Source organism: Candidatus Aramenus sp. CH1, from assembly GCA_022678445.1.
Taxonomy (GTDB): Archaea; Thermoproteota; Thermoprotei_A; order Sulfolobales; family Sulfolobaceae; genus Aramenus.
The window spans coordinates 29,748-41,198 of sequence record JALBWU010000008.1 but is presented as its reverse complement, the minus strand read 5'-3'; the positions used below and the strand labels follow the sequence as shown (position 1 = coordinate 41,198).

Annotated in this window: 8 protein-coding genes and 2 pseudogenes; 3 read left to right on the top strand and 7 right to left on the bottom strand. The window is 46.0% G+C overall.

Annotated elements, in window-relative coordinates; translation table 11 throughout:
* Positions 1-24 precede the first annotated feature (24 nt).
* Positions 25-1,614, top strand: coding sequence for an APC family permease (locus MPF33_08045; GenBank protein ID MCI2415171.1), 1,590 nt, complete (start codon positions 25-27; stop codon positions 1,612-1,614).
* Between the two features lie 68 nt (positions 1,615-1,682).
* On the top strand, positions 1,683-3,059 hold the full coding sequence (locus tag MPF33_08040; protein MCI2415170.1) for a hypothetical protein: 1,377 nt from the start codon (positions 1,683-1,685) through the stop codon (positions 3,057-3,059).
* Here MPF33_08040 and MPF33_08035 read toward each other — a convergent pair.
* Positions 3,039-4,013 (bottom strand): annotated as a pseudogene (locus tag MPF33_08035) (acetamidase/formamidase family protein). The gene MPF33_08040 and the pseudogene MPF33_08035 overlap by 21 nt on opposite strands.
* A 109-nt stretch (positions 4,014-4,122) precedes the next feature.
* Here MPF33_08035 and MPF33_08030 point away from each other — a divergent pair.
* Positions 4,123-4,836 carry an ABC transporter ATP-binding protein gene (locus MPF33_08030; protein MCI2415169.1) on the top strand — a complete coding sequence of 238 codons (714 nt, stop codon included), beginning with the start codon at positions 4,123-4,125 and terminating at the stop codon, positions 4,834-4,836.
* A gap of 11 nt (positions 4,837-4,847) precedes the next feature.
* Here the strand turns inward: MPF33_08030 and MPF33_08025 are convergent, their stop codons facing one another.
* From MPF33_08025 to MPF33_08000, 6 genes and pseudogenes are all read right to left on the bottom strand, one after another.
* Positions 4,848-6,317, bottom strand: a complete 1,470-nt coding sequence (locus MPF33_08025) for a hypothetical protein (GenBank protein ID MCI2415168.1) — start codon at positions 6,315-6,317, stop codon at positions 4,848-4,850.
* 31 nt (positions 6,318-6,348) lie between these two features.
* Complete coding sequence (locus MPF33_08020) at positions 6,349-7,770, bottom strand: ABC transporter permease (GenBank protein ID MCI2415167.1); 1,422 nt, start codon at positions 7,768-7,770, stop codon at positions 6,349-6,351.
* A gap of 81 nt (positions 7,771-7,851) precedes the next feature.
* Positions 7,852-8,755: pseudogene (locus tag MPF33_08015) on the bottom strand (ABC transporter ATP-binding protein).
* A gap of 84 nt (positions 8,756-8,839) precedes the next feature.
* Positions 8,840-9,250: a hypothetical protein gene (locus tag MPF33_08010; GenBank protein MCI2415166.1), complete on the bottom strand. Its 411-nt coding sequence runs from the start codon at positions 9,248-9,250 to the stop codon at positions 8,840-8,842.
* A 127-nt stretch (positions 9,251-9,377) separates the two neighbouring features.
* On the bottom strand, positions 9,378-11,063 hold the full coding sequence (locus MPF33_08005; GenBank protein ID MCI2415165.1) for a DNA polymerase II: 1,686 nt from the start codon (positions 11,061-11,063) through the stop codon (positions 9,378-9,380).
* 4 nt (positions 11,064-11,067) lie between these two features.
* Complete coding sequence (locus MPF33_08000) at positions 11,068-11,307, bottom strand: DNA polymerase II (protein MCI2415164.1); 240 nt, start codon at positions 11,305-11,307, stop codon at positions 11,068-11,070.
* Positions 11,308-11,451 lie beyond the last annotated feature (144 nt).

The following is an 11,451-nucleotide window of genomic DNA, read 5'->3' as shown; positions in this document are numbered from 1 at the left end:
CCCTGACAAAACGGGTAAGCGGAAATGGAGACAAAAAAGGTGTTCTTAAGGGAGAGCTCCGGCCTAGTAAGGGAAGTAAGCCCTTGGTCTTCCTTGCTGGCGTCTTGGGCCCTCGTTACCGGGGGGATACCGATACTCATAATTGAGTGGCTTTACCTTGACCCCGGGATAAATTGGACGCTCTCTTTTTTAGTCACCCTCATCCCCGCCCTTGGTTCCGCGTTCCTATTCTACGTGTCTGGCGTGTCCATGCCTAGGGCTGGAGGGGACTATGTCTTCAACAGCAGGGCGAGCAGCCCCTGGGTAGGTTTCGTAAACTACTTCGGCCTCTTCGTGGCCTTCGCCTTGTCCCTAGGGCTCTACAGCTACTACGCAGCCAGTTGGTTCTCCTATCTCTTCTCCGGGCTAGGACTCTACTACAACAACCAAGCGCTCCTCAACTTGGGCAACTTCTTCGGCTCCACAAACGGGAGCGTAATAGTGGGAGTTGTCGTTGTCGTGATAAGTTCGCTCTTGGCCTTCTCCAACAGACTAGCTTGGAAATTTGTCCTTGTCTCCGGAATCGTAAGCGTCCTATCCACCGTGGTCCTATTCGCAACCTTAGCTACCATTAGTCCCTCCTCCTTCGCTCACGCTCTCTCCTCCTTTACCGGGATGAACGACGCCTACAACGAGGTCATAAAGGACGCCGTGAGCAATGGCCTCAGCTTCGTGTCTAACCCAATAGCTGGGGCCCTCCTGGGCATCCCAGTGGTGTGGTACTACTTCACGTGGTACAACCTCCCTGCTTCTTGGTCTGGGGAAATGAAGAGCGTGAGGAAAAACGTCATGTACTCCATAGTGGTCTCAATAGTCCTCATAGCTCTGTACTACGTGATGTTCACCCAGCTTTCGTTGGACGCGTTTGGAAACGAGTTCTTGACGGCGTGGTCCTACATCTCCGCCAACGGCGTAAACGACCCAGTTTACAACTCCCTCTCGTCCATAGGCCCCTTTATACCCTTCTTCGTTCTCATGGTTAACCACAACGTCGTCCTCTACTTCATCTCGTTCCTGGCATTGTGGTTGCCCAACTTCTACAGCAACCCCCCACTCGTCATAGCGTTGACTAGGTACCTTTTCGCTTGGTCCTTCGATAGGGTAGCCCCAGCGTGGCTCGCCGACGTTAATGATAGACTACACGTTCCCCTCAAGGCCACTGCTGTCATCACTGCAGTGGGCATAATAGGTGTCCTAATGTATGCCTACCTCCAAGTGATAGAGACCGTGGACGTGACCGTAGTGTTCGAGATAGGTTACGCAGTCTTCGCCATTTCCACCGCGCTAATGCCCTTCCTAAAGAAGGACATGTTCTCAACCTCAGTACCCTTCAAGAGGAGAATCATGGGTGTCCCAATAATAAGCTGGGTGGGCTTCGGGGTCTTCGCTTTCCTGATGTACGCGCTTGCCGTAACCTTCAACAACCCTGTCCTGTTACCAATTAACGTGCCAACGCTGGCTTCTCTAGGGGTAATATATGGGGGAGGGGCCCTCATTTACTCAATCTCCAAGAGATTAAACGCGTCGAAGGGCATAGACATAGGTCTAGTGTTCAAAGAGATACCGCCTGAGTGAAACTCGGGATTTTTATTATATGCATTCCCAAAACTTATTTTATGAGTGTTAGCCTACGCAGAAAGGTCGTGCTCTTTAAGCTGCTCCTCTTCAGCAGGTTTACAAAGCCCTTCCTGGCCTTGTCCTTACTACTCATTATCTCCTATTATTTTTTGATAATTGGAGCAACACATGGTGCTCAAGTACCTTTGAGCTATACAGTGTGCCTTCTAACAGTCCCGGTCGTGGTTTCCTCCTTATTGTCAGGAGTTTTCCTCACCAAGTCCGACGTAGACTTCCTCTTTCTCCTCCCCCTTGACAGAAAGGAGATACTAGTAGGCCTTTACTTGGTCTCCATAGTGGCCAACAGCCTTGCCTCCCTCTACTTCAGCGTGTTTGCAGTGGACGCGTTGGGCCCAGCGGGAGTAGCTGTGTTAGTAGCTCTGGTCCTCCTTACCCCCTCCATGTCCATGGCACTGGCCACCTTGAAGCTCAGGAAGAGGCTCTTGATCGCTACGATAATTGGGGTGTGGTTCCTCTCTCCCCTCTTTGGTTTCCCGTTCTCTCCGTTCTCCATGTTTATAGGCTACACCTTTGCCTACGCCTTACTCGCTTTGCTCACTGTCCTGTTTGTGTTTCTCTCGGTCAAGAACTTGGACGAAATAAAGCTCCTCTCAGTACAGGGACAGACTCAGAGCTCCAAGGTAAAGGAGATATCCTTTTCCTCCGGTACTCCTTTCGTCGCAGTGCTGAAGAGGAGCCTATCCTTCCTTGAGCTCGGGACTAGGGTAAACTACATGGGGATCTCGACCTTTAAGACATTCCGGATAAACGTAAAGTACCTACTGATAGCTTTTACTTCAGCCTCTGTAGTTTACTACCTAATAGTTGTCCATCTAAGCAGTGACGGAGCTCTTAACGACCACATCTTCTCCGGGTTAACCTTTTGGTTAACCTTTTTGCTCATGTACGGAATGCTAATCGTTGCTCAGTCATCCTTCATGTTCGAGCCTCTCTGGTTGAGTTTCGGAATCCTTGGCCCCCTGAGATACGCTAGGTACTATATGCTAAGTAGGACAATCTCCCTGGAGATTGCGTTGGCTTCTTTTTCAGCTGTCAACGCGTTGCTGGGGGACTATACTGTGGCATTCTTAGTGAGTGGAATGCCTTTCATTTACGTCTATATTGCATCCGTTATAGCCAGCTTGAACCCAATCCAGATCAAGGACGAGAACGCCCCAGTAGTGAGGTTCTCAGCGATCCAGTTCTTAATACCCCTGCTTTTGGCGCCCCCGCTGCTCTTGGACTACTTCTCGCTGTTTGCCGTGTCAATCGATCCAAGCGCTCAGCTTTACATCGGCGTAGTTTCTTTCCTCATCCAAATGGGGTTAGGGTTACCTTTCTTTTTCTGGAAGAAGTTCTGGGAGAAAGCACAGGAAAAAATGCTATCTAACAACTTTGTCTAGCGCCCTCAGTTCTTCCCTTACTTCCCTCTCCTCTATCACGTCCAGGGGGAAGTAGGCAGTCACGATCCAGTTTGGCACGTCTACAACTTGGCTTACCTTCAAGTCTAAAATCACGCTGGACAACATATAAGCCTCCAAAGGCGTCATGTACCTAGAGAGGATAGAGATGATGCCCTTGACGGCTATTTTGCTAGCCTCCCATAAGTCCGGCTACATGCCTGGATATGCCAAGTACTCCTCATAGTCCATCTCCTTTACCTTGGAGAAGTAGAAGATAGGCTGGGATATGCTGGCGTCCTTAATGAGCCTTACCCTAAGCTTAACAGTCAGCGGTGCCTCTATTGCGCTACCGCACACTTCTCCATCGCCCTGGGCAAGGTGGGTGTCGCCTATTGAAAGCAGGGCCCCTCTCTTGAAAACTGGCAAGATCACTCTGGAGCCCACGGTTAAGTGCTTTACGTCCATGTTTCCCCCGTTCTCCCTTGGGGGAATTGTGCTCCACCTCCCTGGCGCCCTCAAAGCCGTACCTATTACGCCAGGGAAAGGGTAGTTCCTCACCTTTACGTGTATTTTGCCGAAGGTTGCTTTGGAGTGTTCTCCGTCGCTCTTCCATATCTTGAGCCCCGGTCCGCTCAAGTCGATGGGGGCAGTATAGGAATTCTGGGCCAAGAAGCCGAAGCCCGGGATCACCGCAGTCCAGCCCCAGCCCATGTCCTTGAACTCGAGGAACTCAACCTCCACTGCGTCGCCAGGCTCAGCCCCCTCAACCTCTATTGGCCCAGTGAGGGGGTGGATAAGGTCGAAGTTCAGCCCCCTCAAGTCCTCTACAGTAGAGGAAGGTGATATCTGACCGTCTGAGGCTTCCTTAGTCTCCACTTCTATGACTTCTCCGTCCTTCACTGAGGCTATTGGCTTCAGGGAGTTGTCCCACTTGTTATGGGTGACTGCGTGTATGGTAAGCGTGAACTACTTTTCCTCATGGCCCTAATAAGCGTTTTTGTATGACCTTTAGTTTTGAACTGCTTTGAAAATGGATTTAAGCTACCTATCAACTTATTCTCTGATGGAGTATTGTATTGAAGCGAGAAACGTTGTGAAGCGTTACGGTAGCTTCTTGGCTTTAAATAACTTGAGCTTTACTGTGCCCTGTGGGGGGAAGTACGCGCTCTTAGGGCCTAACGGTGCCGGGAAGTCTACAACAATGAAGATACTCTCAGGATTAATGAAACCGGACGTAGGGGAGGTCAAGGTCATGGGCTATCCCCCAGACTCCACAGGGGCAAAGAGGCTCTTGGGCTACTTGCCTGAGGACCCCATGCCTTACAGGAACTTGACGGTTAGGGAGAACCTCGAGTACATAGCCACCTTAAGGGAACTTGAAAATCCAAGGGAGGTAGCGGAGAGGATGACACACTTACTGGGGCTGGAGCAGTACCAGGGGGTCTTAGCGGGCAAGTTATCAAGGGGAAACCAGCAGAAGTTGGCAATAGCCTTGGCAATAATGCACAACCCCAAGGTCCTCCTACTTGACGAGCCCCTCAATTACTTAGACATCCCAACGCAAGAGATGGTGATCTCACTGCTCAAGAAAATGGACTCCACATTCCTCATTTCCACCCACATAATGTCCATAGCCCTCAGACTCACCGATTACGTGCTTATGATATCCAATGGCTCCTTGGTGTGGCAGGGATCTATACAGCAGTTGAAGGCAATGGGCAGGGAGGACGAGTCAATAGAGAGCGTCGTAGCGAGGTTGATGACCGAGTTAAAATAGCCTCACGCGCACTACTCAGGCGGTATCTCCCTGAACGTCGAGTCAAGGTCTATTCCCTGCACCTTTCTCACACGCTTGGCTGTCAAGTAGGTAGTCAAACCGGCTAGGGGAGGTATGACAATAGTTAATAAGTCAAAGTACACGTCCCCAGAGAAGATAACGTTGGCGTACTTTAACCCGTAGAATACTGCAATAAAGGCGGTTAAGGCGAGTGAGACGCTGGACAGAAGGCCGGAGACGCCCAGCTTTAAGTCCTTCCTCACGGTGATGGCAGAGGCCAACGACACTAGGAGATAGTTCCACGTCAGGAACCAAAGCCCGTCAACAGCGAAGCTGACAGAGTAGCCCAAGTAAACCTCTATGAGCTCAAAGAATAGGGAAAGCGAAAGGGAGAAGATTAACGCGTTGACTGGAATTCCCCTTTTTATTTCTCCCAAGAAGGAGGGGAGTACCCTGTCAAAAGCTAAAGAAAAAAGGAACCTAGAGGAGGCGCCAACGTTTATCATAGCGTAAAGCAAATACCACGTGAGACCAGACGCAATAACTAAAAGGAGTAAAGGCAAGCTATCAAGGAAAGGAAGTGAACCAAAGGATAGAAGGGAGGAAGTTGAGATAGGCAAGTTCCATCTCTCGGTAGAGACAGAAATGAAACCTCCTACGCCAATGCTGTACTCCAAAGCCAAGATTAATGCCAAGGAGAAGGCGGTAGCAACAGCGTAGGAGGCAAAGTAACCTAAAGCAAAGCTTTTCCTTGGCTTTCTAGCTTCTCCTGCAAAGAAAGCAGGAGCGTTAACGAAGGCGTACATGGATAGCACAAAGACAGAAGAGAGGAGGAAGGTTTCGGTGAAACTAAACTTAGGAGGCGACGGTTGATAATAGGGCGAAAACGCCGATTTTAGGGCTACCATGCCAAGAACCATTACAATAGTGCCAATAATTTGCAGGAAAGTTAGGTACCTAAATGTCTTGAAGAACCACTTTGAGTTTGAGCTAATGAGGAAAGCTATAATTATAATCAACGTCGTTGCCAAGGTTAAGTAGTTCACGTTGTCTGTCAATTCATTTCCTATGAAAATTAAGTTAGGATCGCGAAGGGAATAGCCCAACAACTGCATTGTTGGGGATAGAACCATGATAACTTCAAGCTCAGCCAGAACTGGGAAACCCATGGCAAAAGAAACTATTAATGACATAGCCAAAATTACTCCCATCATGCCTCCTAAAGTCCTTGAAACGAAAATGTAGTCAGAAGAAGATCTAGGTAACTTTAGCGAAAGGAAATAGTAGTTGAAGAGAAGAGGTAGGGAAAGAAGAGCTCCAATTAATAGCGCTAGAATCCAATTGGCTCCGGGCAAAAATGAGGCAACGAAAAGAGGGTAAGAAATTCCAGCAGCTGGGCCTATGAAAGAGAAGTTAAGGGCAAAAGCGTCTAGAGGACCCATTTCCCTTATCAATCCTGTTGACTCTCTGAGGAACTTCACATCTTACAAAAAGTAAGTAATAAAAAAAGGTTTATCTTGAGCTTGAAACTAGTTTTCTCCACTTAAAGTACTCCGTAAAGGCTAAGTATGCTATCATTGTTGGCACTGCTATCCACAATATTGAACCAACTATCTCTAGTGGCACGTTAGCGTAGAATTGAGACGTACCACTAGACGAGGAAATAGCATTGGTTACAGTGTCCAACGGTAAATTATAATTCAAGTATGGAAGATAACTAACAAAGTTTATTCCCTTAAGCAGTAGGATGGTGGCTATTAGTGTTTCTATAAAGAGGAAGAAGAAAAACGTAAAGAGGGCGATCCCTAAGTACTTTCCAGAGCTTTTTGTTAGGCTCGCTATCATAACCATAATGGAATAAAACGCTGTTAGGCTTGACGTAAGGCCCATAAATAATAATAAAGCGTCAAGTGCTGGTACTGGCACGCCTAATAACGCTATTGTAGGTATTGACAATGATAGAACAAACAAAGCCGAGCTAACAATTGCCGTCATAACTCCTCCCAAGTATCTACTCACAAATACACTTCCTCTAGTTACTGGCCTAGAAAGAAGGAAGTCCAAAGCTCCTTGATCCTTAGGTTTAGCTAATAGCCCATAACCCAAATAAAGAAATATTATAGGGAAAAACGTAGCAAAAGTTCCCGCTGATAATTGGTCTATAATTCCTTGTGAACTCAAGGAAAACGCTCTAGACTCGGTATTGAAGGGTATTTCTACTGAATTTTGATGGTTACTACTAGTTAAATTGAGCTTTAGCTCGTAGAGCGTTGGAGGGAAATTTTCGAGCTTTCCTACGTCTAGTAAGATAACATGTGTTCCATGGGTAAGGTAACCCGCGTATTTTGACTCCTGGAGTGATTGAGCCGAACCACTTGTGCCAGCATTGTTAGGACTCGAAGCCGTAACGTTATAGTAAAGTTTTCCTGAGACTGTAGAGGCTACGAACACCTTTAACGTTCCGTTGGGATAATATGTCACCGGTATCCCGGAAATTTGGCTAGGGAGTTCGTAATTAGCGAAGCTTGGAGTGTTATAACTAGAACATAGAGTGTATGGGGAAGCATATTCAAAGGTTGTGTTCCACGCTGCCTGAATCAAAGGAATAGAATCCTGGTTTGGGTTAATCAATATTATTTCCCCCTTCTTACCGTTAGCTTCTGAAAACTGTAAAGTAACGTTAGGGGCCAAGGCTCCTTCTACCTTTAGTGCGAACATACCAGAGGAGTTTGTAATAGTGGAGAAGTACTTTATTTCATTACCAATGCTAACTCCTAGCGTCACATTTAATCCCTGCTGCGGGTTTCCTGAAGTACCTATTCCAAGTCCTGCTATTTGTAGATCAGTGCCGTTAATAACCGCGTAGCCTATGTACGAGTACTTAAAGGGAGTCAAAGAGCTAAGGTTAGAGCTAACTAGTGTAGTTAAACCCACGCCTGCTAATATGAACAGCGCTAATAACAGCAGGGTTGAAAGTCTAAGAAATGACCTCTTAAAATCGTGTAAAAAGGGGCCTCATTCTTGCTCACCTTGAATGATCTGGAAGAACACTTGTTCTAGAGAGGCGTACTCAGTCCTTATTTCCATTAACTTGTATTTCTGGGACAGCTTAGAGTTGACTTCAGCTACATCCCCCTTGAAGTTCCTCACAAAGATTAAGTTACCGTTTTGTTCAACGCTACCGTAACTTGAGAGAACGTCAACCAATTCCTTGTCTGGATTTTCTACTCTTATAAAGAGGCTAGGTGTAGCGGATTTCCTTATCTCGTCCATGCTCATTACCCTAACTATCCTTCCCTTGTGGATGAAAACAACCTTGTCTGTGAGGTTTTCAACCTCAGAAAGTATGTGGGAAGAAAAGAGGACAGCTTTTCCTTCCTTCTTCAGCTTTAACGCCAAATCCCTAAAGAACATTATTCCTTGAGGGTCTAGACCATTTAAAACTTCGTCAAAGAGGTAGTTCTTTGGGTTAGAAATCATTAAAAGGGCTAAGGCAAATCTCTTCTTCATACCTTGCGAATAGTCCTTGAGCTTTCTGTTTTCCATTCCCTCTAATCCAACTTCAGCCAAGAGCTCTTTTCCTAACTTTTTGGCTTCTGAAGTTGGAGTACCCCATGTAGCCAGCAATGTAAACGAAATAATCAATTGCCTTCATTTCCATCTCGAAAATTGGAAACTCTGGAACCCAAGCCAAGTTTTTAGAGGCCTCTACCTTTTCCCTTACGACGCTATGCCCTTCTACTTTAACGTCTCCGGAATCTGGGTAAATTACCCCAGCAACTATCCTCATGGTAGTTGTTTTCCCAGCTCCGTTTAGGCCAACGTAGGCTGTTATTTGCCCATCCGGAACTTCAAAGGTCACGTCATCTAGAGCTTTGAACCTGCCGAACGTCTTGGATACGTGTTCTATCTGAATCATTAAGATTATGTACGTCATGTATTTAAAATAATTTGGCGGATTTAATTCAGATAATGGATAAAAACTCAAGCAGTGAAATTTCCTTCATATCATCCATTTTATCAACCCTTCTCCCTCACTTTTTCCGTAAATTTCCCAGAAGCCAAAGGGAATATCAATTTCACTGTAAGTTACGCTTTTCTTTAGCACTGCTCTAAATCCCCTTGTTCCAGGCTCTAGTTTAATGATAGCGTGAGCGCTGTGGGTACCAAAAATAGATCCTTCCTTCTCCCTGTCCATGAAGCTAAAGAGGAATTTCCTTCCTTCGCTTTTCCTCAAAGCTGATACTATCTCTGCGTATTTCCTTCTGTGGTGATAAGGATTAACAACGACCAAATTTCCCTCGACTTCCTCCATTGCCTCAATTGTAGGTTTAACGTCTTCAACCTTGAATGCCCTCCTTAAGTAAATTTCTCCCTTCCACCCAAATATCCTCCTAAACCTCTCAATTAACAAGGGATCTAGTCCTCCCCTTTCTGCAACAATAACAACCTTAACTGGCGCTGAAACTACCAGTACCCTATGGTAAAAAGTGTAGAGGAACTCCCTATCTAGGGAATAAAACTCGACGAAGTCGTCTTTCTCAATTAACCTGTCCAACAGCTCGAATCCCGTGGATAGCGTTAACCAACACCTCGTACTCCCTTTCCAAGTAATCCAAGTAGTATCCAACGTCTCTGCCTTTGTAGCCCTCCCTGGCGTCGTAAAATCCCCTAACTCCCCTAACTAAAGGCCTGTCCTTTACCCAAATTACGAAGTCTGCCCTTTCCTTTCCCTCTATTATCCTCTCCTCCAACTCCTTCTTTATTTCCTTGATTTCGTTAAGGTCTATTTCCTCAAATTTTTTCGCCTTTCCCATTGCCTTTACAGCTCTCTCTAGGAATTCCTTCACCACGTTCGGCATGTTACTTCTTATTAACCCCTTTGCCTTAACTTCTCCGTCCTTTCTTTTGGCTAAATACCTCATTGGGTAAGGCATTCCGTCCCTCCTTGGGAAAAGGATTACCCAGTCCATTTCCTCTACCTTCATCTTCAGTCCAGTCAATCTCTCTATTGCCTCGCTGAACTCCTTTACGTTATCTCCCTTAACTATTAGCGAATCTATTATGCCGTGCAATACTTCAACCTTGTATTTCTTAGCTAGCTCTATTGCCTCCCTGAGCGTTTTCCTGGCAAAGTAGGTTACAAGCTCGTAAGCCTCTATTTTTCCAAACTTTGAATTCCTATAACCTAAATAGCCAAATGACGCAACTAAAATCCACTTTATGGCCTCTGCCCTTTCCTCGTCAATCCTTTTTAGTTCTTCTTTTCTCTTTACTAACCACTCTAAGGCTTCTGGCACTATTCCCTTTTCTTTCATGCAGATGCTATGCCCTATTTCAGTTACCACGTCGTCGCATTTATCTACGGTGTCGAAGGATATGTTGTACTTTACTATGAGCGAGGGGTACATTGAGGAGAAGTCTAGCTGGTAAACTTGGTTGTATGCCCCTACCTTTGGGAAAACAATTAAACCTCCCTTGTCTACCTCCTTAAGTTGTTCAACAGTTCTTAACTTCTCAACTCTAGGTACAACGCCAGGAACTATTACCTTTCTTTTCAAGGCAACCCAAGCTTCGTTTGTAGTGAGTGCCTTGCCTATTGTGGAGTCCTCCAGTTCCCTTATTGGGGTCTTCGTAGTTAACGACCACTCGATTAGTCCCTTAACAGACACTGGAGCCCTTTTTCTCTTAATGAGGACTGAGCTCTTTACCTTGTGGCAGGCAATTCCAAAGCACTCCGCCACGTCAACTGCTAAATCAAACTCGCCAACCTTTTCCTTTATTTCAACTCCGTTTACGTTGGCTATGAACTCCTTGCCGTAATAGGAAGGGCCAAACCAATCAACTGTAGTTACAGTGGCGTAAGTAATTTTCGGGAACTCCTCCGGAAAAACCTCCACTACTTTGCCTCCTTCAATCCTTACTTTTCTAAAAGGATAAGCCTTAAGCCTGTAAAGTGTTTGCGCCATCACAGTTGGCAACTCGTTCACTACCTTTGCCTTTTTCCTAATGTAAAGGTAAGCGTTGTAATCTGTAAGCTCAAACCTGTAAAGCTTCACTTCGTTTTCGTGAATGTCCTTCCAAACTTCCTCCTCGTAGTACTCCACTGAAGGGTGTTGTGCAATTATCTCTGGGTTTTGGGTTTCCACGTAAATTGGAAAAGTTGTTGGAACCTTTACCTTTCTAAAGCCATCTAAAACTAAGTAAACTCCCTTGTAAGTAGGTATTGCGTCAACGACGTAACCTTCCGTTACACTTCACCTCAGCTAAAACAGAAATGAGGGATAAGAGAACGACTTCCTGAGGATCTGTGACCTCGTCGTAAAGGGCGCTTTGAAAGTCCCTAACCCTAGTTGAGGCCTCAAGCACAACCTCCTTAAAGCAAGGGTTTCCTAGCCTATTCGCAAGCCTAACGAGCTTCTCCACCTCCCTGTCTACTGAGGAGGTAAAGGGCGATTGCGTTCTACCCATAATTGAAAGTTATGCCTTGGCGAAATTAAGGATTTAGAGAGATAACTGAAACTTATAATTTAAAGACGTAGTCTAGAGTTTAAATCTATAGTGCCGGTAATACCGATACAATACATGATACGAGAAATGTTCCACAGCGTGAGA

What these genes read in the sequence shown, in the direction of transcription:
- MPF33_08045 (MCI2415171.1), top strand. Translation starts at nt 25, where the DNA reads ATGGAGACAAAAAAGGTGTTCTTAAGGGAGAGCTCCGGCCTAGTAAGG.
- MPF33_08030 (MCI2415169.1), top strand. Translation starts at nt 4,123, where the DNA reads ATGGAGTATTGTATTGAAGCGAGAAACGTTGTGAAGCGTTACGGTAGC.
- MPF33_08000 (MCI2415164.1), bottom strand. Translation starts at nt 11,307, where the DNA reads ATGGGTAGAACGCAATCGCCCTTTACCTCCTCAGTAGACAGGGAGGTG.